The following is a 21,096-nucleotide window of genomic DNA, read 5'->3' as shown; positions in this document are numbered from 1 at the left end:
AACCACGCTCGCTGACCTGCTTGACCGCCTCGGCCTTGAACTCGTCTGTGAATCGCTTGCTCGCCATAGATCCTCCGATCCTCAAAAGACACTATCAGGTGTCTACGGAATCGGGGGCGTACCAATTTGCGGTGGTTAGAAGCGTGTCAACGGAGAATGATATGTCGCATACGTCAACCTAAGCATAAATGTATGTATGTAAACCGATGTACCGGGAGTTGCGGTAGATTTGGCGCTCCTCCCCAGCGGTGCACATGGCTTTGCAGGTAGCTAGCAAGAGTGACTTCACCACCGTCGTACGATCTCGCGTCAGCGCCAACGGCGATCGATTGGTGGCTGGTGCGCTTTCCGTGCTAATTGTCATGTCGCTTACGTGGGTCTTGTATCGACCCATCGCCACGACATCCCCTGCTAGCGGTCAGGAGTTTCGTTCCCGCCTTCTCTTCCTCTCGAGGTCACCTCCGGCTGAGATTGCCTCATTGCCTACTCTGCCAAATGCCCCCGGCCCCAGAACTCAAAATGGCAAGCTAGCTGACCCGCGTACAAGGACGGCGGAGCCTGGGAAGGCTGTCCCAATGTCCATCGACGTGCTGCAGGCGCCAGTGCGTCCACTCAAGCTCTACCAGAACGATGGTCAGTTGCTTCCCATAGAGGGGCTACAACTTGATGCTGAGCCCGAGCAGGGGCCGCCGGGCTCTATGACAAGAAGCACAAGCGCCAATCCATCATCCTCATCCGAGTCACTTGCTAAGAAGATTCGAACCAGGAGTGCAAGCACATTCGCGCGCGATACGAGCAGCCCAGGACAACCGAAGGGCTTGTTGGTAATTCCACTTGGAAAGCGAGACCAGCCCGCCCGTCCCCGACCTCCGCCGCAAGCAGTAGGCTCCTTGGCTCTTCACGAGAGAGTTGCGGATCTTGGTAGCGAAGCCAAAGGTAACGCCTATGCGGCGGCACCAATTCGTCCAGAACGAGTGCCAGACTTGAGCGGAAGCGCAAGTTTGACCATACGCCATGAAATTGATGCTTTTGAGCGGCAGTATGGTCTTTGCAAAGATCCCGCTTTCTCACAGTTCATGCCCGATGTAACGCGTTATTTGAAACGGCTTGAGGCTGTCGAGCACTCGATCGCGAATGGGGCCGATCCAGTTCTAGCTGAGCATATGCTTCCACGTGAAGCCGACATGGCATACAACCAAGCTCGGCGCGCACTTTGGTATGGCAGGTCTAAGCTAGTCGCTTGTAGGAAGTAGTAGGGCTCGAAATGGCGCTCTTTTCCTTGAGGAAGTATCTGGTCTAGCCTTGTGTGCTCGTACGAGCGCCACTTCCCTTCTCTCTGGCGCACACGATATCTCGGTATCGTGTCTCGGCCAGCAAGCGACGGCCGCAAGCCCGCTACGCGACTCGGTGTACAGTGAGTGAGGGGAGATTTCCGTCGGGCGGAAGGCAGGGGTGAAATGGGGCCGCGTAAAGTAGATTCTGGCAAGTCTTACGGCTACTGGGCGCGCCCTGTCCTTCAACGGATCCGAAAAAAGGATGTCTCGGGTCATTTTGCGGCAATGCAGTGGTTAGCAGGCGCACCAGGCAGCAACTCTTCTGGCCTGTTTCTCCAAACGGAAAAACAGCCCGGCAGCTATCGCGGCATACGCGTTAGCGAACCAATTGTTTGCACCCAAACCTCGAACTGGATCAAGTTTCAGCAGCGCATACGCAGAGTTTCAGATGGGCATCTCGGTTTGCTCTGGTCGGGTTAAGTAGGCCTACATGAGGGTCGGCAGGGATTCGTGAGAAAAACAGCCGAATCGGCTCTAACACCATGATTCAACGAGGAAACACCCCTCGACGTCAGGCAGTTCGTGGATTACAGAACTAGGCTTGATCGAACCAGAAACCGTGTGACACAGGCATTCCTGGAGTACTGCTCAGGCACGCGTGCCCTTCTTGAATATTGGATTCAAGAGTTTCCACGCTCCTGACCCAACGAAAACACTCAAGAAGGCTCCGACCGTCGCCTGATCCATTGCAGCAGTTCCTCGTGCGGGATCGTACGTCCAGCGTCGACGTCGGCCATACCCTTGCGCGTTCGCCGATCTTTCTCTTCCTCGGTCAATTCCGGAAGGAGTGCTAGTAGCTTGTCTTCAGGGCTCATAGGCCGATGAGCTGCGCTCAAGTTGACTTGATTCTCGTGAATATGGGCAGGATCTGGGGATCATCCAGGCCCGCCGGCAAAGGCTGCGATACGTCGTGGACCGCCAAGTCGATGATGACGTCCAAATTTGAGCATAAGGGCTGTATGGCGGTGGTCACCAGACGAGCGGCCCGCTCGGCGAAAGCCAGGTCGACCACCAGCCAGATCAACAGACCGGGAGGCTGTTCGACGCCTCCTGACGAGTGAGTTTCCAGGAGATAAGCCGACGAGACGAAGTCGGCGTGCTCAAGGCTGGCGCTGATGGCCGGAGCGAGCCAAGCCGGTGCCGCCGGGGCAGGTCTTACCGCGAACTCAGCCGGCGACAGCCGTTCTACCCTGGCCAGAAAGCCCGTATCCAACAATGTCGCAACCTCTTCCGGGTACAGGACAACGCCGCCGTCGTTGGGATTGAGCATCAACGTCGCGCCGCGAGTACCGGTTAGCAGCTCACGGCCTGAAACTCCCAGAATTCTGACAGCAGCCGAGCTGGCCGCCTGCGCCTTGTCGAGCGAGGTAAAGAAAGGGATCGCGTCGAAACCGTCAGGATGGCGGAACTGGACTAGCCGCAGTGTCCGCGCGTCGTCCGAGACGGGCGCATGCACGTACACGATCGCATCCATCAGTCGCTTGAAGAATGCGCGTTCCTCGGCTGCGCTGTCGCGGGCCCGTTCAAAGGAAGCCTCCAGCGCTGCCTCCGCAGACGTAGTCCCTCTTCCACGCGGCCTGCTCGGTTGCTTCATGGTCAGATGCGATGAGGGCCAAGCGGGTATCCGGAGAACCAGTCCGCCTCGATCTCGGTGCTCAAGTAGGGTCGTACGAAGGCCGACTGGGTCAGCGCTCGCAGCCGCTCTTCGTGCTCAGCAATCGCCTCAATGTCGCTGACCGTTGGATAGTGCCGCAGCAGTCGGTATGCCTCTTGCCGCACCTCTTTGGGCACGGCTTGGCTGGCGGCTAGCTGCCTGAGGAACGCGCCTGCCTGCAGCACATTGCGGGTGCGCTCAGATGGCATCGTCATGGCATCAAGAATGACTAAAACTAAGGAATGCTTAGCTTATCGCGTCTGTGGCCAGCCAGCGCACGGCGCAGTTACGGATCTTGCGAATTCCAACTTAAACTAATATAATCAATAACTTACTTCGCATAACGTCGCTTATGTAAAACCGCGGCGTGGCCGGCTTGGTGAGTCTGGTGTTTGAATGGCTCCGCCCTTGATCGGTGTCTTGCTCACGTTGCGGCTAGCCCGCGCCGGACGCTCCAGCCCTGATAGCCTTCAGTTCCGCGAGCATGATGGGCGCAGGCTTGGTAGGTTTTGAGGATGAACCGGGCACGCTTGAGGAGCACCGATGACGCAGCAAACGGATGACTCAGAGCGCGATCCTGCTCAGGCCAAGAAGAATGCCCAGGCGAATTTCGATCGAATGCTTACTGGCATTCCGATGGAAATCCAAGACAGAGAAGCCAGCTTGGCCAGTCGGCTGGCCGCCTTGCCTGGAAGCCCGATAAAAAAGGGGTGGATTTTAGTGTGGGAAGACCGCACTAGCCCTTCTTGTCTGACAGCTCTCGTTCGGTAGGTTTCTGGTATCGCAAGGCTTACGCGCTTTTAGCCTTCAGTGTGGGCTTTGTCTGGCGCATGTCGGTGCAAGGAAACAATCAGTGGCAGGTCACCTTGCCCCCGGCTCGAACTGGGGTTTGAGGCGCAGTGGAACGGAAAACCGGGTTAAGCCACGCGCCTAGCTCCCGTGCAGAGAATCGATCAGCGGGCACGACACAGTGCCTCGCTGCGCATGGCACTCGTTGACCAACCGTGACAGCACCGCTTCGATTCGCGTCAGGTCCGCCATCTTGGTGCGCACGTCGGTGAGCTGGAGCGCAGCCAGCTCGGCGGCTTCGCTGCAGTGAGTGCCGTCCTCAAGCTGTAGGAGTTGGCCGACTTCGTCCAGGTTGAACCCCAGCCGCTGGGCGGATTTCACGAAACGCACCCGCGCCACGTCCGCCGATCCGTAGCGGCGAATACTGCCGACGGGCCGACCTGGTTCTGGCAATAACCCCTTGCGCTGATAGAACCGGATGGTCTCCACGTTGACCCCAGCGGTCTTGGCGAAAGCCCCGATGGTCAGTGTTTGCGGATCGTTCACCATCGCGCTTGACTCCGTACTTGACTACGGAAGTAACCTTAGCGCATCACGCAACGTCTCGGAAGGAGATCCCTCACATGGCAGACCCCAGCAACGGCCGCGGTGCACTGGCCGCCGGTGGCCTCGCCGCCATCCTCGCCTCGACCTGCTGCCTCGGTCCGCTGGTGCTGATCACGCTGGGTTTCTCCGGCGCCTGGATCGGCAACTTGACCGCGCTGGAACCGTACCGGCCGATCTTCATTGGCGTGGCGCTCGTGGCGCTGTTCTTCGCGTGGCGTCGCATCTTCCGGCCGGCTCGCGCCTGCGCGCCGGACGACGCATGCGCCGTGCCCCAGGTGCGGACGGCCTACAAGGTGATCTTCTGGATCGTCACCGCCCTGGTGCTGATCGCGCTCGTGTTCCCCTACCTCATGCCCCTGTTCTACTGAAAGGAGATTGCCATGAAGAAACTCGTCGCATTGCTCGCTCTGACCGTTGCCCTCAGCGCTCCCGCCTGGGCCGCCACCAAAACCGTCACGCTGTCGGTGCCGAGCATGACCTGCGCCACCTGTCCGATCACGGTCAAGAAGGCGCTGACCAAGGTCGAAGGCGTCATCGAGGCCAAGGTGACCTGGGAGCCCAAGGAGGCGGTGGTAACCTACGACGATACCAAGACCACTCCGGCCGCGTTGACCAAAGCCACCGAGAACGCCGGCTACCCGTCTACCGTCAAGAAGTGAGCACACGCTCATGACCGAGGCGATCACGCTGCACATCGATGGCATGACCTGCGGGTCGTGCGCCGAGCACGTCAAGCAGACCTTGGAAAAGGTGCCCGGCGTGCGTTCGGCCTCAGTGTCCTACCCACAGCGCCGGGCCGAGATTGAGGCCAGCGTAGGTACCGCCGCGGACGTGACCTCGCTGGTCGCGGCGGTATCCGCACTCGGTTACCGAGCGCAGCTTGCCGATGCGCCGGGGCAACCCAGCGACCTGCTGAACAATGCACAAGAGCGGCTGGGCGGCGAACCAAAGCGCGAGGACGATGAGGCTGCACTGCACGTGGCCGTGATCGGCAGCGGCGGCGCGGCGATGGCGGCGGCGTTGAAGGCCGTCGAGCAAGGGGCGCGTGTGACGCTGATCGAGCGCAGCACTCTCGGCGGCACCTGCGTCAACGTCGGATGTGTGCCGTCCAAGATCATGATCCGCGCTGCCCACATTGCGCATCTGCGTCGCGAGAGTCCGTTCGATGACGGCATTGCCGCCGCCTCGCCGAAGATTCTGCGTAAGCGCTTGCTGGCTCAGCAGCAGGGGCGCGTCGATGAACTGCGCCACGCCAAGTACGAAGGCATCCTGACGAGCACCCCGACCATCACCGTGCTGCGCGGCGATGCCCGATTCAAGGATGCGCACACGCTGACCGTGGCAACCGCTGACGACGGGATGCGCGAGGTGAGTTTCGACCGCTGCCTCATCGCCACCGGGGCCAGTCCGGCGATTCCACCGATCCCGGGCTTGAAAGACACGCCCTTCTGGACGTCGACCGAAGCGCTGGCCAGCGACACGATCCCCGATCGGCTGGCCGTGATCGGCTCGTCGGTGGTGGCCGTCGAACTCGCGCAGGCCTTTGCCCGGCTGGGCAGCAAGGTGACCATGCTGGCGCGCAGCACACTGTTCTTTCGCGAAGACCCCGCCATTGGCGAGGCCATCACGGCCGTGTTCCGCGCCGAAGGCATCGAAGTGCTGGACCACACCCAGGCCAGCCAGGTCGCCTATGAGGATGGGGAATTCGTGCTCACCACCGAACGCGGCGAACTGCATGCCGACCGGCTGTTGTTCGCCACCGGCCGCACCCCAAACACCCGCACGCTCAACCTCGACGCGGCCGGTGTGGTGGTCAATGCGCAAGGCGCCATCACCATCGACCACGCGATGCGCACTACCGTGCCGCACATCTATGCCGCCGGCGACTGCACTGACCAGCCGCAGTTCGTCTACGTCGCGGCGGCGGCCGGCACCCGCGCTGCAATCAACATGACGGGTGGCAACGCGACGCTGGATCTGACGGCGATGCCGGCGGTGGTGTTCACCGACCCGCAGGTCGCCACCGTGGGCTACAGCGAAGCCGAAGCGCACCACGACGGTATCGAGACCGACAGCCGCACGCTGACGCTCGACAACGTGCCCCGGGCGCTGGTCAACTTCGACACGCGCGGTTTCATCAAGCTGGTTTCGGAGGCCGGTTCGGGACGACTGATCGGCGTGCAAGCGGTAGCCCCGGAAGCAGGCGAGCTGATCCAAACCGCAGTACTGGCGATTCGCAACCGCATGACGGTGCGAGAGTTGGCCGACCAGTTATTCCCCTACCTGACGATGGTCGAGGGGCTGAAACTCGCGGCACAAACCTTCACCAAGGACGTAAAGCAACTGTCCTGTTGCGCGGGGTAGTGGCTGGGCCTCTTACCTATGCTTCATCGGCTGAATCACAAATTCAGGCTGAAGCGCCGCCTCTTGCACAATGGGCTGAGGACTATTCGAAATACCCCTCTTCGAGTAGCCGCGCCAGCGTCGGGAGATAGGGGCCGTACTCGACCACGCGCGTGATCTTCTTCTTGCGCGTTGCCGCCGTGGTCATCCGCTGGAACACGAAGTCCGTGGTCATTGGGTCGTCGTCATCGACCAACACGGTTTCGATAACCGAGCCATCCTTGCGCGCCTTCTTGTCGTAGAGTATGCGCGCCCGAAGCACCTCGAAGCTGTAACCCCTGCCCATGCGGTTCATGTCTTTGGCCACTCGGTTGACTGACTCAGTATAGGCATTGGTAATCGGCTGCTCGAAGTAGGCGAAGATTTCGTCGTGCCAGTTGTGCACGGCGGTGGTCAGGTCCTTGAACGTGGCCGCCAATTCGGTCGGAATATTGGCCTGCCACTTCGCGCAGGCGGCTTCTGCTGCTGGGCGGGTCTTCTGATCCCAGATCGACAGAAATCCTTCCTTGAGCGCGTGGGCTTCGCTTAGGAGCGGGAACTGTTGGAACCATTCCCGCATCCGGTCCATATCTCTCCCTGTCAGGTCGTGCTGCCGCTTGAGCAGCAGGAACCGCTCGTCCTTGAGTTTGAGGCGCTGCCGGGTGGACAAATCCTTGCGAATGCGCTTGCGCAGCTTCTCCAGCGCGTCGTTCGCCATGCGCTGGATATGGAATCGATCGACCACGATCCGGGCCTGTGGCAGCGTGGCGCGCACCACCTGCCGATAAACGTGGTACATGTCCATCGCCACCCACTCGACCGAGTCCTTGTCCCGCAGGTCGCGGAAATAGGGCATCAACTCGGCTTTGGCCCGGCTGGGGCGGATATCGAACACGGTCTTGCGCTCGACGTTGGTGATCATGGCCCGGTACTGGCCGATGATCTTGAGCTCGTCGATACCCAGCACCCGCGGCGTCCGGAACTGGGTCTTGGCCTCGACCTCCTCGATGAAATCGTCGAAGACGTGGCGGACCGTCTTTTCGTCCACGGCTACTTCCCGGGCAAGGGCCGCAAAGGTCTTGGAGAAGGACTGGTCGCGGATATAACGCACCAGACGCGCCGTGGCTTGGCGTTTTCCATCAAGGTCCGCCACAGGCTCAAACAAGGTCTTGGTGCAGCTTGTACAGCGATAGCGACGGCGCTGGATGAAGATCACGACGGGTTTGCCGTGCGTCGGTGTGTCCTGAAACGACTGTTCCTGTGAGCCGTGACCATGCAGGCGTCCGGTCTTGCACAGCGGGCAGGTCACCCACTGATTGACGCCTTCGGCCTTGACGACATAACTGTCCTCGCTGGTCAGGATTTCAAGCGTCTTCAGGCTTCGCAGCTGGAGAAAGTCCGTCACTCAGCACCTTGGGCGAACCCACACTGAAATCCGACTTTTACTCTAGCACATCCGCTCAGCCGTCCAACACCAAAATCCATTCTTTGAAAGTGATAGCTACAAAGACCCAAGGAGCCAGAACCCACACCAGATTCCGGATACCCTAAAAAAGCTGCGCGCCTTGCACAGGGAAATGGAGATCCTGTCCGCTGCGATGGCTCCGTATGTCGCATGCAGTGCGGGGTGCTCGGCATGTTGCCACTACCCGGTGCACCTTTATCCCGTTGAGGCCGAGCTTATTGAGAAGCGATCCTCGCATTCTCGATTGCCGAAGTCGCTTCCTAGTGCCGACTTCCATGGTTCGCCCTGCCCCTTCCTCATCCAGGAACAATGCTCGATCTACGAGGACCGTCCAATGGTTTGCCGCCAGCATGTTGCGTTGACCAACACGGCGTACTGGTGCGATCCGGTCAGATCGGGCGAAATCACTTTGCCGATGGCCCAACTCTCCAAAGTTCAAGAAGCTTTTCATGAGCTCGTAGCAAAAGATGGCCGCACGACCCCCATGGACATCAGACAGATCTTTGCGGTACCCGGCGAAAGCTCCTGGGTATGTAAGTCCCTTAAAACTTGTCCGGACAGCGCACCTTCGCGCGAGATCTGCGCGCAACGGGAGCGTCAGGACTGATGGAGCCGCGCTTCCTGTTTGCGCTTATGTTAGCAATCCCATATCAAGGAAATTGTTCAGAACCCACTGACGCCGCCACGATGCGTGGAGAGATACGTAGATTCACCCTCGCCCTGTGCGGCTTTGCGATGCTCGCCGCTCAGCTCTTCCACATCTATCTTCCCTGGCTGATTGCGCGACCGGCGATGCTCGCCTTCCTGATGCTGATGCTGTTCGGCACGCCTATGCTCCTGTTTCCGCTGGCAAGGAGCCCGATCACTCTGGCGGTTCTCGTTGCGATGGCAGGCTGGTCGCCAGCCTGTGGATCGGCGGTGAAGGCACGCCTTCTGCATCGAGGCTCGGTCCGCAGCAATCGGCGACCAGCATCGGGCCGATTCTGGCGCCGATCGCCGTCGCCGCCATCAGCACGGATGGGCAGTTTGTCGTTGCCTGGGGGCTGGCCGCGGCTTCGCTCATGCTGACGCTCAGCCTTTCACGGCTCTGGCCCCAGCGCGGCGCTGGCTCCCCCGATTGTCCCCGTCCCTGAACCTCGCGGCACGGCAGAAGTCCGCAGCTCTCGATGCCCCATCACCCGCCTGCGCGCGGCGATGAAGAACGTGTTTTCAGCTCTCGGTCAACGGCAAGAGGATGTAGAACTTGGTCAGCTTCTCGTCGGACAGCGCGCTGACCGACCCGCCATGCGCCTCGACGATGGATTTGACGATGGCCAGTCCCAGCCCGGCGCCTTCGCCCTTTCGGTGGGCGGCGTGCCCCACCCGGTAGAAGCGGTTGAAGATGCGCGAGAGCTCCTCGGGTGGAATCTTCTCGCCGGGATTCTCCACGCTGATGATGACGTCCCGATCGTTCTGCGAGAACCTCACGGTGATGGTTTCGCCACTGGGCGTGTACCGGATCGCATTGGAGATCAGATTGCTGAGCGCCCGGCGAAGCATTTCCCGATCACCGCGGATCGGTGTCGTGCGGCCGCGAAGTTCGAGCTTCACGCCTCGCTCTTCCACCAAGGCCTCGAAGTACTCGAACAGCCCCCGGACGGCGTCCTCAAGGACCACGCTCTCCAGATTCAGATTGCCCGGATCGTTCTCGGTCTGAGCCAGGAACAGCATGTCGTTGATCATGCGGTTCAGGCGCCCGAACTCTTCCAGGTTGGAATAGAGAATCTCCCGATACTCGTCGGCCGAGCGGGCCTGACCGAGCGCCACTTCCGTCTGCGTGGTCAGGTTCGTGACCGGCGTGCGCAACTCGTGGGCGATGTCGGCCGAGAAGTTCGCCAGTTGCTCGAACCCATCCTCGATGCGCCCGAGCATGTCGTTGAAGGACGCGATGGTTTCTTCCAGCTCGACCGGTACAGCCTTGGGATCCAATCGCAGATACAGCTTGGACGAGGTGATCGCGCGAATCTTCTCGTTCGCCCTGTGGATCGGAATGTGCCCCCAGCGAACCGCGAACCAGGCGACAAGGATCGCGATGCACATGACCACGCAGATGGTCCACCACTGGATGCGCTTGAAGCTCCGGATGAATTCGAGATGGCCGCCGATGTTCATCGCCACGGCGATCGTGTAGGTACCGCTCAGACTGGTGTCGCCCCCGACCTGGATGACGCCACCTCGATAGGACTTCCCGTTCTCTTCCCATATCGTCATGCTTTGCCTGTCCGCCAGAGGGACGGGAGGTGTGCGCCGGGCGAAGCTCGCCAGGTCCGGACCGTCCTTCGGCGCGTACAGCGTCTTTCCGCCGGCATCAGCGACATAGTAGTAGACCCCGTGATGCCCCCGAACCGCACGGCGCAAGGCCTGCGTATCGCTTCCGTCCTGCACCTCGCCCAGTGCCCGGATGACCGAACTGGCGATCACGCCCAACTCTTCCTCATCCATTTCGGCGAAATGCCGGTCGAGGGATCCCACGCTGACCCAGCTGAACAGCAGGAGCACCACCATCATCGCGATGCCGACGAGGCCGGTGACCCGTGCGGAGAGCGAAGCCGGACGCCGCAGAAAGGCAAACCGGTCAGGCATCCGGCAGGTCCAACGTGTAGCCCATGCCACGTACGGTCTGGATGAGCTTGGGCTCGAAGCTGTCGTCGATCTTGGCGCGCAGCCGCCGGATCGCGACGTCGATGACGTTGGTGTCGCTGTCGAAATTCATGTCCCAGACCTGCGAGGCGATCAGCGAACGCGGCAGCACCTCGCCTTGGCGACGCGCCAGCAGTTCGAGCAAGGCGAACTCCTTGCTGGTCAGGTTGATACGCTGCCCGGCCCTCGTGGCACGACGGCGCGCCAGATCCAACTCCAGATCCGCAATCTGGATGCGATCGTGCGGAATAGGCGAACCCCCTCTGCGCAACAACGTCCGGACGCGCGCGAGCAGTTCCGAGAACACGAACGGCTTGACCAAGTAGTCGTCGGCGCCCAACTCCAATCCCTGGACGCGATCGTCGACGCTGCTGCGAGCGGTCAGGAACAGCACCGGCACCTGGTTGCCTGCCGCCCGGATGGTTTGCAGGATTTTCCGCCCATCCATGCCCGGCAACATGACGTCGAGCACGATCAGGTCGTAATGCTCGGTCGTGGCCATGTGCAGGCCGTCGGGCCCATCGCGCGCCAAGTCGACGACGAACCCGGCCTCCATCAGCCCTTGACGGACGTAGTCCGCCGTCTTGTGCTCGTCTTCGACAACCAGAAGTTTCATGTCAGCCCTATGCCCGCACTCGTTCGTGCTTCCGGCTCCCGCCACGACGGATGGATCATGATGGGTCACTGGAATCTACCGAGGCGAAGCTGCCATAAGGATGACGCAAAGATTACATATCAGTAATCATTTCGTCACCATTTGGGCCGGAGCGGCGTTGAACGAGTGAATGCCAAACGATCGTGTCAGCGTCCGCGCCTCAGCAGCAGGCTGATCGCGGCTGCGGCGGCCAGCGCGAACAGGGCCGAAATGAACCAGAGGAAATCCGAATCCAGGAGGATGTTGCTGAACAGGAAGCGCCCAAACGCGACGACGGCACCGATGGCCGTGGCCCAGTACAGGCATCGCGCCCGGCCGGAGAGCAGGAAGCCTCCAATCCCCAGCAGCAGGACGCCAAATCCGGCAATGAAACCACCCCAGGTGCGGAACACGGTGCCGAGCCATTCCAGGAACGCCGGGGGCAACGTGCCTGGGTCGATACCGGTGTGCCGGATATCCTCGGGCAGAAGCGCGGGGCGCAACACTAGGAAGAACACCGCAGTCCCCATGGTGAGGAGGCCGAGCACCAGGAGCAGGATGCCGCTCAGCGCGTCCCTCCGATCGACAATGTGCTGCTTCATCGCGTCCAATCTCCACGACCGCTTCGAGCGCCGACCCGACCAGGTCGGCAAGCCAGGCTGCTACTGACACTGCAAGACGCCATCTGCCACAACGATGACGTGGTGATTACATGAATGTAATCAACGCGTAACTGACCCGACAGCGACGCCTTTCTACGCTCAGGAGGCATCGTCGCCAATTGTCCCGTCCATTCTTAACTGGCGCCCTGGAGCATCGAGATGAGCGAAATTCCTGATCGGAAGCGAGGCGGTTGGCGCAGCCCCGCCGTCCTGACCGTGTGCGTCTTTCTCTCTATCGCGGGACTCTTCCTGTGGCTGGAGCATCGGGCGCACGTACTCGGTGCGCTCCCCCTCTTGCTGCCCCTGGTGATCTGCATCGGCATGCACTTCTTCCTGCACCGCGGTCACGGCGGTCACGGTGGCCACCAGACGCATCGGGAGGAGGGCGACCGCGATGACCGGTAACCCGCCCGCCTACGGCCTCTGGTTTCTGGCGCTGGTGAACGCCGGCATCTTCATTCTGTTCGCCCTGAGCTTCTTCAAGCCGACGACGGCGCGCGACTGGCGCTCGCTGGGCGCGTTTTCCGCCTTCATCGTCGCCCTGTTCGTGGAAATGTACGGCTTTCCGCTGACGCTCTACCTGTTGGCGGGTTGGGTGGGCAATCGTTTCCCGGGACTGGACCCGCTGTCCCACGACGCCGGCCACATCTGGCCCGCACTCTTCGGTTGGTCGGGAGATCCTCATCTCAATCCGTTCCACCTGGCCAGTTACGTGCTGATCGGCAGCGGGTTCTGGCTGATCGCCGCGGGCTGGCGGGTGTTGCACGAGGCTCAACGCGCCGGATCGCTTGCCACCACCGGGCCGTACGCCCATGTGCGGCATCCGCAGTACGTGGGCTTCATCCTGGTGCTGATCGGATTCTTCCTGCAATGGCCCACACTCGTGACGGGCGTGATGCTGCCGATTCTGCTGGTCATGTACTGGCGGCTCGCCAAGCGGGAGGAGCGCGAGGTCGAAGCGACGTTCGGGGATCAGTATCGACGCTACGCGAGCGACGTGCCTGCATTCGTGCCGCGGCTTGGGCGCTTGTTCAACAATAAAGAAGGCCAGATCGAATGAGTCACCATGACCCGCACGCACACCACCCGCACGATCACGGCGCACACGTCCATGCGTCTCCACCCGGCACCGGCGCCGTCGTAAGCGCCGCCGGTTCGAGTCACGCAGGCCATGCCGGCCATGACCATGGCGCCATGGTCGCCGACTTCCGCAGACGCTTCTGGGTCACGCTGCTGCTGACCCCGTTTGTCCTCGCGCTGTCGCCCATGATCCAGCACGCGCTCGGCCTGGGCGAGGCGTTGGCATTCACAGGCGATCGTTACCTCCTGTTCGCCCTGTCGACCGTCGCCTATCTCTACGGCGGCTGGCCCTTCCTGGTCGGCGTCGTCTCCGAACTGCGCAAGCGTCAGCCCGGGATGATGACGCTGATCGCGTTGGCCATTTCGGCCGCCTACATCTTCTCGGTGGCAGTGACCTTCGGCTTTCCCGGGCAGGAGTTCTACTGGGAACTGGTGACGCTGATCGCGATCATGCTGCTGGGCCACTGGGTCGAGATGCGCTCGGTCATGGGGGCGTCGCGTGCCCTGGAGGAACTGGTCAAGCTGTTGCCCGACAGTGCCACCCGCATCGATGCCGATGGCAGCCTGCACGACGTGCCGATCAGTGCGTTACAGCCAGGCGACCGCGTGATCGTCCGTCCCGGCGCCAAGGTGCCGGTGGACGGGGAGATCACCGAGGGCTCCTCGGACTTCAACGAAGCCATGCTCACCGGCGAATCCCGCCCGGTCGCCAAAGGAGTCGGTGCCACCGCGATCGGCGGGGCCATCAACGGCGCGAACGCCGTCATCATACGCGTCACCGCAACTGGCGATGCCACGTATCTGTCGCAGGTGATCGACCTGGTCAAGAAGGCGCAGCAGACCCGCTCGCGCACGCAGGACATCGCCAACCGCGCTGCCGCCTGGCTGACCTACATCGCCTTGGCCGTGGGCGTCGGCACGCTGCTGGTCTGGTGGCTGGTGCTCGACGCGCCGCTCAACTTCGCCATCGAGCGCATGGTCACCGTCATGGTCGTCGCCTGCCCGCACGCGCTCGGACTGGCTGTGCCCCTGGTGGTCGCGGTCAGCACGTCGCTGAGCGCGAGCAACGGCCTGCTGATCCGTGACAGGGCGGCGTTTGAGCGAGCGCGCCGACTGGATGCGGTCGTGTTCGACAAGACGGGCACGCTGACCGAGGGACGATTCGGGGTCAGCGACATCGTGATGCTGCAGGAGGGCGATGAGCGCCAGGAGTTGGCCTTCGCCGCGGCGGCCGAGAGCCAGTCGGAACATCCCATCGCCCATGGCATCGTGGCCGAGGCAAAGCGCCGCGACATCGCCATCCCCAAGGCCAGCGACGTGCGCAACATCACCGGCGAAGGCATCGTAGCCAACGTGGGCGACGAGCGCGTGCGCATCGTCAGCCCAGGTCATCTGGCCCGCCAGGGCAACGCCATTACCCACGAGCGACTGGGACAGCTCGAATCGGCAGGCAAGACCGTCGTCGTACTCGAACGCGATGGTCAGCCGCGCGCACTGTTCGCGCTTGCCGATATCGTTCGGTCCGAATCCCGGGATGCCATCGCCGAATTGACCCGGCTGGGGATTCGCTCGGTGATGCTGACAGGTGATGCCCGAGGCGTGGCCGAATCGGTGTCCAAGGAACTTGGGATCTCGGAGTACTTCGCCGAGGTGCTCCCGGATCAGAAGTCGCAGAAGATCCAGGAGCTTCAGGCCCGCGGGCTATCGGTCGCCATGGTGGGCGATGGCGTAAACGACGCCCCGGCGCTGGTCCAGGCCGACCTGGGCGTGGCCATCGGCGCGGGCACCGACGTCGCCGTGGAGTCGGCCGACGTCGTGCTCGTGCGCAGCGATCCGCGCGATGTCGGCGCCATCCTTGGCCTGTCTCGCGCCACTTACCGCAAGATGGTGCAGAACCTGATCTGGGCGACCGGCTACAACACGATTGCGGTGCCCATGGCGGCGGGCATCACCTTCGGTACGGGCTTCCTGATGACGCCTGCCATCGCCGCCGTCTTCATGTCGGCCAGCACGGTGATCGTCGCCATCAATGCCCAGCTTCTCCGTTTCTACAGGCGACAAACATGACTACGACAGATTCCTCCAGCCGAGTGATCCTTCCCCTTCCCGGCAACGAAGCATTCGCCCGCCAGTTGGCGGTCGCTGGAAGGTGGGAGCTGGGAGAGCTGGAAACCCGGCGATTCCCCGACGGCGAAAGCTACGTGCGCATCGCCGCGGAGGTGGCGGACAAGTCGGTCGTCCTCGTGCAGACCCTGGCCCAGCCCGATCCCGGCTTCCTGTCGCTTGTCTTCGCCGCCGACGCCGCCCGCGACCTCGGTGCCCGCGACGTGATCCTGGTCGCACCTTACCTGGCCTACATGCGGCAGGATCGCCGCTTCCACCCCGGAGAAGCGATCACCTCCCGGAGCTTTGCCCGTCTCGTGTCGTCGAGCTTCGACCGCCTGGTAACGGTCGATCCCCATCTGCACCGTTACCCGGCGCTGTCGGCGCTCTACACCGTGCCCGCCGACACCCTTCATGCCGCTCCGCTGCTGGCCGACTGGATCACCGGCGAGGTGGAAAGGCCGTTGGTGATCGGTCCGGACGAGGAAAGTGAGCAGTGGGTGGCGGCCATCGCCCAGCGCATCGGCGCACCCCATGCAGTCCTGCGCAAGATCCGCCACGGCGACCGCAATGTCGAGGTCGCATTGTCCGACCTGTCCGCCTGGCGCGATCGCCAGCCCGTGCTGGTCGATGACATTGCGTCCTCCGGACGCACGCTGATCGAGGCCGCGCGGCAGCTGCCTCAGCAAGGCTTCGCGCTGCCCGTGGTCGCTGTGGTGCATGCCATCTTCGCCGAGGATGCCTATCCACAACTCGCGCAGCTATGCAGCCGCATCGTCTCCACCGATGCCGTGCGTCATCAGAGCAATGCGATTGCACTGGCCCCGCTGATCGCACAGGCCCTTGCCACCGACACGGAGGCAGCGACCAGCCTCGTGCGCCATCGCCGTCCACCCGAACCTCTCGATGACATCGACCCGACGACGGGTGCCGACTCCTTCACCGCGACTTCCACACTCTGAGGATTCCTCTCTTGAAGCTCACCTCGTTCGGCGGTGCTGGCACCGTCACCGGCTCCAAGCACCTGCTGAGCCACAACGGGAAACACATCCTGGTCGACTGTGGCCTGTTCCAAGGCCTCAAGAATCTGCGCGAGCTGAACTGGGAGCCGTTGCCGATCGCGCCGAAGGAACTCGACGCGGTGGTGTTGACGCATGCGCATCTCGACCACTCCGGTTATCTGCCAAGACTCGTGCGCGATGGCTTTCGCGGACGCATCTACGCCACCGCCGCAACCCGCGACGTGGCCGAATTGATCCTCAAGGACAGCGGCCATCTGCAGGAAAAGGATGCCGAGTACGCCAATCGCAAGGGTTTCAGCAAGCACAAGCCCGCCCTGCCGCTGTATACCGTGCAGGATGCCGAGCGCGCGCTCAAGCAGTTCTCCAATGTGCCGTTCGGCAAGCCGGCCCCGCTTCCCGACGGTGCGACGCTGACGTTCCGCTACGCCGGGCATATCCTGGGTGCCGCTACGGCGGAGATCGACTGGGGCGGCAAGCGCATCGTGTTCTCGGGTGACCTCGGCCGCTACGACGACCCGATGCTGTTCGATCCGCAGCCCGTGACCGAAGCCGATTATGTGGTGATCGAGTCCACCTACGGCAACCGGACCCATGCCCCGAGCGATGCCGCCGAAGCACTCGGGGCCGTCATCGAGACAACGGTCGGCCGCGGCGGCACGGTTGTCATTCCCGCGTTCGCGGTGGGCCGCGCACAATTGCTGCTCTATTACCTCTGGAAGCTGCGCCAGGCCGGGCGCCTGGGTTCGGTGCCCATCTATCTGGACAGTCCGATGGCGATCAACGCCAGCGAGCTGCTCTGCGATCACCTCGCCGACCACCGCCTGCCCGCCGAGATCTGTCATGCCGCCTGCGGGATCGCCACGTATACCCGCGAGGTCGAGGAATCCAAGCAGATCACCGCCAGCCGATTCCCCAAGGTCGTCATCTCGGCCAGCGGCATGGCGACCGGCGGCCGCGTGCTGCACCACCTCGCGGCGTTCGCGCCCAAGCGCGAGAACACGATCCTGTTCTCCGGCTACCAGGCCGCAGGAACGCGCGGCCAGGCGATGCTGCAAGGCACACGCGAAATCAGGATTCACGGTCAATGGGTGCCGGTCAATGCGCAGGTCGCCAACCTGCCGGAATTGTCCGCGCACGCCGATGCCAACGAGCTGATGCGCTGGCTCTCCGGTTTTCGGCACGCGCCTTCGCGGATCTTCGTCGTGCATGGCGAACCGGAGGCCTCCGAGGCACTGCGCGTACGCATCGACAAGGAGAACGGCTGGCCTGTCTCGGTGCCGCGCTTCGGGCAGGTGTTCGAACTATGAACGCGCGTGATGCCCAGGTGGCCGATTCGCCGCCGACGCTACGCGCTCGGCGCCTGGGGCTTTATGCCCAACACCAGTCGATTGCGGTCATGCGCACGGATTGCCACGTGTGCCGCGCCGAGGGACTCGCCTCACGATCGCAGGTGTTGCTTTCGGCCGGTGGGCGACAGGTGCAGGCAGTGCTCTATCAGGCCGATGGCGATCTGGTTGCGCCAGGCGAAGCCGCACTCTCCGAATCCGCCTGGGAACGGCTGGGCGTCGCCGAGGGCGCCCCCATTGAGGTCTCCCATGCCCCCGCCCTGGACTCCTTGGCCAGCGTTCGACGGCGGATCTATGGCCATCGGCTCGATGCGGCCGCGCTGCAAGCCGTCGTCGCGGACGTGACGGCGGGACGCTACACGGACGTGCATCTAGCCGCGTTCCTGACGGCCAGTGCGGCCCTGCCGCTGGACGAACAGGAAACGGTCGATCTGACCGCCGCGATGATCGATGCCGGGGAGCGCCTGACGTGGAACGCTCCGGTGGTGGTGGACAAGCACTGCATCGGCGGACTGCCAGGCAACCGGACCACGCCGATCGTCGTCGCCATCGTGGCAGCCCACGGCCTGGTGATGCCCAAGACCTCATCGCGCGCGATCACGTCGCCGGCGGGCACCGCCGACACCATGGAAACATTGGCGCCTGTGGATCTTGACCTGGCCACCATGCGGCGCGTCGTGGATCAGGAAGGCGGCTGCATCGCCTGGGGCGGTGCTGTGCATCTCAGTCCCGCCGACGACATCTTCGTTCGCGTGGAACGGGAACTGGACGTGGACACCGAGGGGCAATTGATCGCCTCCGTGCTGTCCAAGAAGATCGCGGCGGGCTCCAATCACGTCGTGCTCGATATCCCGGTCGGGCCGACCGCCAAGGTCCGCACGGAGGAAGCCGCAGATCGGCTGGGCGACCGCCTGATCGCGGTCGCCGCGCACTTCGGGTTGGCCGCGACGTGCATCCGCACCGACGGCAGCCAGCCGGTGGGCCGAGGGATCGGCCCCGCCCTCGAAGCGCACGATATTCTCGCCGTCCTTCAGAACAAACCCGATGCGCCCGGCGATCTGCGGCACCGGGCCGCAGTGCTCGCCGGCGCCGCGCTCGAAATCGGCGGCGCGGCAGAGCCAGGAGCAGGCTATGCGCTGGCCTTGGCCACCTTGGCTGACGGTCAGGCCTGGACGAAGTTCCAGCGGATCTGCCAGGCGCAGGGCGGCATGCGCGAGCCGCCCAGGGCCTTGCACATCCGGCCCCTGACTGCGGCGCGTGCTGGGAGGATCGTCCAGATCAACAACCGCAAGATTGCCCAGCTCGCTAAGTTGGCCGGTGCGCCCGAGGCCAAGGCCGCCGGCGTCACCATGGAGGTCATGCTGGGAGCTGACGTCGGCATCGGACAGCCGCTGCTTCAGTTGCACGCCGACACCGCGGGTGAACTGGCCTATGCCATGGAATATGCGTCCCGGAACCCGGACATCATCGAAATCGCGACTTGAGACGTCGCGGCAGTATCTCCATTGGAGGCCAAGATGCGCCCACGTGAAACCCGGACTCGTTCAGCGAAGCGCGCTGCGGGCAGATCCAGAAGCGAAAGGGCTGTTCACGCATCACCCGTGGCAGCCGTGCCGTCGGTGTCGACAGATCATTCCGCCGAACAAGCGCTTGCAGGTTCTGCCGTGTACGACTTCGCTCAGGCAGTGGGCTACTCGCGTGACGTGTTCGAGCGCGCGGTGCTGTTCTGGGACACACTGCGCCAGCGGGCCGACGAAATGATCGCCCACGAGCGCGCGGGCAAGCCTCCGCTGCTGGACTTCGACTACGAAACGCTGCTCGATGCCCGGCGCTTCGAGCATCCGGCCAACTACGCGCTCCTTCGCATCACGCGGGCCGGGGACCACTGCATCGAAGACTGCCTGGATGCCTCCAGGCCGCCCGTGGTGGTCGTCGATCCGCGTGCCGGACATGGCCCAGGCATCGGCGGCTTCAAGACCGACTCCGAAGTCGGTATCGCGCTGCATCGCGGCCATGCCGTTTACTTCGTCTCGTTTTATCCTGAACCATGTCCCGGCCAGACGCTCGCGGACGTGTTGCAGGCGCTGCGGCGCTTCGTGGAGGAAGTGGCGAGGCGCCATCCCGGCCAGCCTCCTGTGCTGTACGGCAACTGCCAGGCGGGTTGGGCACTCACGCTGCTCGCGGCGGACTGCCAGGGCCTGAGCGGGCCAGTCGTGCTCAACGGATCGCCGCTGTCCTACTGGGCGGGCGCCGCGGGTATGAACCCGATGCGGCTCGCCGGAGGATTCGTGGGCGGCGTGTGGATGACCCATCTGCTCGCGGATCTGGGCAATGGTCGTTTCGACGGCGCCTGGCTCATCCAGAACTTCGAGAATCTCAAGCCGGAAGGCGTGTGGGAGAAGTACGCCAACCTCTTCGCGCATGTGGATACCGAGCGTGATCGCTTCCTCCAGTTCGAGCGCTGGTGGAATGCCTGGTACTTCATGAGCCGCGAAGAGATCGTCGCCATTGTCGAGAACCTGTTCATCGGCAACCGTCTCGAGGAAGGCAAGCTGCGGATCGACGAGCACTGCGCCGTCGACCTGAAGCGCATCCGCAACCCGCTGGTGGTCTTCGCCTCCTACGGTGACAACATCACGCCGCCTCACCAGGCACTGGGCTGGATTCCCGTGGTCTATCCCGACACGGACGCGCTCAAGCAGGCGGATCAGCGCATCGTCTACCTGACCAACCCGCATGTTGGTCATCTGGGGATCTTCGTCTCCGCGAAGGTCGCCCGCTTCGAGCATCGGGCCATCCTGGAGACCCTGGCGGACGTCGAGGCATTGGCCCCGGGCCTCTACGAGATGAAGATCGACAGCCCCACCGGCGACTCGGATTGCGCGCGGTCGCAGTACACCGTCCGTTTCGAGGAGCGACAGGTCGAGGACCTGCGGTTCGATGTCCCTAATGCAGCGTTCGAGAAAGTGCGAGGGATGTCGGAGACGAACGAATTGTTCTACAAGACGTTCGTGAGTCCCGTCTTGAGCGCCATGAGCAATCCCTGGAGCGCCTCGGCGCTGGAATGGCTGCATCCGATGCGCACCAGCCGCTACCTGCTTTCGGAGGCCTTCAGCCCTTGGATGCACGCCGTCGCGGCCCTGGCGCCCCTGATCAGGAAGGAGCGGACGCCATTGCCCGCGGACAACCCCTTCGCGGCGCAGGAGCAGGCGGTGATCGCGCAGGTTACCCAGGCCATCGAAGATGGGCGCAAGCATCGCGACGAGGCGATGGAATGGTGGTTCGCGCTTGTGTTCGGCGCCATGCCGAGAAGGCTCGGCGCGGCCTGACGATTCGTGGT

20 protein-coding genes are annotated in these 21,096 nt (G+C 62.9%); 12 read left to right on the top strand and 8 right to left on the bottom strand.

Annotated features, from left to right (window positions below):
• Window positions 1-2,166 precede the first annotated feature (2,166 nt).
• Both ASD72_RS04535 and ASD72_RS04530 read right to left on the bottom strand, forming a co-directional pair.
• On the bottom strand, window positions 2,167-2,928 hold the full coding sequence (locus ASD72_RS04535) for an SseB family protein (protein ID WP_056878762.1): 762 nt from the start codon (window positions 2,926-2,928) through the stop codon (window positions 2,167-2,169).
• A 2-nt stretch (window positions 2,929-2,930) separates the two neighbouring features.
• Window positions 2,931-3,203 (bottom strand): BPSL0761 family protein, encoded by a 273-nt coding sequence (locus tag ASD72_RS04530; protein ID WP_046935214.1) that lies wholly within the window; start codon window positions 3,201-3,203, stop codon window positions 2,931-2,933.
• 328 nt (window positions 3,204-3,531) lie between these two features.
• Here ASD72_RS04530 and ASD72_RS20845 point away from each other — a divergent pair, with 328 nt between their 5' ends.
• A complete protein-coding gene (locus ASD72_RS20845; protein WP_155944467.1) occupies window positions 3,532-3,759 on the top strand; it encodes a hypothetical protein in 228 nt (75 codons plus the stop codon).
• Window positions 3,760-3,918: 159 nt separating this feature from the next.
• On the opposite strand, the gene merR is transcribed toward ASD72_RS20845, so the two are convergent.
• Window positions 3,919-4,326, bottom strand: a complete 408-nt coding sequence (merR, locus tag ASD72_RS04525; protein WP_054665581.1) for an Hg(II)-responsive transcriptional regulator — start codon at window positions 4,324-4,326, stop codon at window positions 3,919-3,921.
• A 74-nt stretch (window positions 4,327-4,400) separates the two neighbouring features.
• On the opposite strand from merR, the gene merT reads away from it, so the two are divergent.
• From merT to merA, 3 genes are read left to right on the top strand one after another with little or no spacing between them, the layout of a single operon-like run.
• The gene (gene merT, locus ASD72_RS04520) at window positions 4,401-4,751 is read left to right on the top strand and encodes a mercuric ion transporter MerT (protein WP_019183730.1); all 351 of its coding nucleotides are present in this window, start codon (window positions 4,401-4,403) and stop codon (window positions 4,749-4,751) included.
• Window positions 4,752-4,763: 12 nt separating this feature from the next.
• On the top strand, window positions 4,764-5,042 hold the full coding sequence (gene merP / locus ASD72_RS04515) for a mercury resistance system periplasmic binding protein MerP (RefSeq protein WP_054665578.1): 279 nt from the start codon (window positions 4,764-4,766) through the stop codon (window positions 5,040-5,042).
• Window positions 5,043-5,052: 10 nt separating this feature from the next.
• The gene (gene merA / locus ASD72_RS04510) at window positions 5,053-6,747 is read left to right on the top strand and encodes a mercury(II) reductase (RefSeq protein ID WP_012480191.1); all 1,695 of its coding nucleotides are present in this window, start codon (window positions 5,053-5,055) and stop codon (window positions 6,745-6,747) included.
• 82 nt (window positions 6,748-6,829) lie between these two features.
• Here merA and ASD72_RS04505 read toward each other — a convergent pair whose 3' ends face one another.
• Window positions 6,830-8,170 (bottom strand): ISL3-like element ISStma11 family transposase, encoded by a 1,341-nt coding sequence (locus tag ASD72_RS04505; RefSeq protein ID WP_054665575.1) that lies wholly within the window; start codon window positions 8,168-8,170, stop codon window positions 6,830-6,832.
• Between the two features lie 172 nt (window positions 8,171-8,342).
• Here ASD72_RS04505 and ASD72_RS20425 point away from each other — a divergent pair, with 172 nt between their 5' ends.
• A complete protein-coding gene (locus tag ASD72_RS20425; protein WP_082393984.1) occupies window positions 8,343-8,837 on the top strand; it encodes a YkgJ family cysteine cluster protein in 495 nt (164 codons plus the stop codon).
• A gap of 255 nt (window positions 8,838-9,092) precedes the next feature.
• On the opposite strand, the gene ASD72_RS20840 is transcribed toward ASD72_RS20425, so the two are convergent.
• From ASD72_RS20840 to ASD72_RS04490, 4 genes are all read right to left on the bottom strand, one after another.
• A complete protein-coding gene (locus ASD72_RS20840) occupies window positions 9,093-9,293 on the bottom strand; it encodes a hypothetical protein (protein ID WP_155944466.1) in 201 nt (66 codons plus the stop codon).
• A gap of 146 nt (window positions 9,294-9,439) precedes the next feature.
• A complete protein-coding gene (locus ASD72_RS04500) occupies window positions 9,440-10,852 on the bottom strand; it encodes a Cu(+)/Ag(+) sensor histidine kinase (RefSeq protein WP_056878761.1) in 1,413 nt (470 codons plus the stop codon).
• Entirely contained in the window at window positions 10,845-11,525 is a 681-nt protein-coding gene (locus ASD72_RS04495) for a heavy metal response regulator transcription factor (RefSeq protein WP_054665569.1), read from the bottom strand. Before ASD72_RS04495 ends, ASD72_RS04500 begins: the two co-directional genes overlap by 8 nt.
• A gap of 185 nt (window positions 11,526-11,710) precedes the next feature.
• Complete coding sequence (locus ASD72_RS04490) at window positions 11,711-12,145, bottom strand: hypothetical protein (RefSeq protein ID WP_056878760.1); 435 nt, start codon at window positions 12,143-12,145, stop codon at window positions 11,711-11,713.
• A 219-nt stretch (window positions 12,146-12,364) separates the two neighbouring features.
• Here ASD72_RS04490 and ASD72_RS04485 point away from each other — a divergent pair, with 219 nt between their 5' ends.
• The 7 genes from ASD72_RS04485 to ASD72_RS04455 all read left to right on the top strand — a co-directional run bounded on the left by ASD72_RS04485 (window position 12,365) and on the right by ASD72_RS04455 (window position 21,085).
• Window positions 12,365-12,610 (top strand): DUF2933 domain-containing protein, encoded by a 246-nt coding sequence (locus ASD72_RS04485; protein ID WP_054665565.1) that lies wholly within the window; start codon window positions 12,365-12,367, stop codon window positions 12,608-12,610.
• The gene (locus ASD72_RS04480) at window positions 12,600-13,265 is read left to right on the top strand and encodes an isoprenylcysteine carboxylmethyltransferase family protein (protein WP_054665562.1); all 666 of its coding nucleotides are present in this window, start codon (window positions 12,600-12,602) and stop codon (window positions 13,263-13,265) included. Before ASD72_RS04485 ends, ASD72_RS04480 begins: the two co-directional genes overlap by 11 nt.
• Window positions 13,266-13,399: 134 nt before the next feature.
• Window positions 13,400-15,352 (top strand): heavy metal translocating P-type ATPase, encoded by a 1,953-nt coding sequence (locus ASD72_RS04475; RefSeq protein WP_164490769.1) that lies wholly within the window; start codon window positions 13,400-13,402, stop codon window positions 15,350-15,352.
• Window positions 15,349-16,350 (top strand): ribose-phosphate pyrophosphokinase, encoded by a 1,002-nt coding sequence (locus tag ASD72_RS04470; RefSeq protein WP_054665556.1) that lies wholly within the window; start codon window positions 15,349-15,351, stop codon window positions 16,348-16,350. The genes ASD72_RS04475 and ASD72_RS04470 overlap by 4 nt, the downstream gene beginning before the upstream one ends.
• Before the next feature lie 11 nt (window positions 16,351-16,361).
• A complete protein-coding gene (locus ASD72_RS04465) occupies window positions 16,362-17,717 on the top strand; it encodes an MBL fold metallo-hydrolase (RefSeq protein WP_081420139.1) in 1,356 nt (451 codons plus the stop codon).
• Window positions 17,714-19,240, top strand: a complete 1,527-nt coding sequence (locus ASD72_RS04460) for a thymidine phosphorylase family protein (RefSeq protein ID WP_054665550.1) — start codon at window positions 17,714-17,716, stop codon at window positions 19,238-19,240. The genes ASD72_RS04465 and ASD72_RS04460 overlap by 4 nt, the downstream gene beginning before the upstream one ends.
• A 117-nt stretch (window positions 19,241-19,357) precedes the next feature.
• On the top strand, window positions 19,358-21,085 hold the full coding sequence (locus ASD72_RS04455; RefSeq protein ID WP_081420138.1) for a DUF3141 domain-containing protein: 1,728 nt from the start codon (window positions 19,358-19,360) through the stop codon (window positions 21,083-21,085).
• Window positions 21,086-21,096 lie beyond the last annotated feature (11 nt).

It is taken from the genome of Pseudoxanthomonas sp. Root630 (assembly GCF_001427585.1).
Lineage (GTDB): Bacteria > Pseudomonadota > Gammaproteobacteria > Xanthomonadales > Xanthomonadaceae > Pseudoxanthomonas_A.
This window is presented reverse-complemented; position numbering and strand designations above follow the sequence as displayed.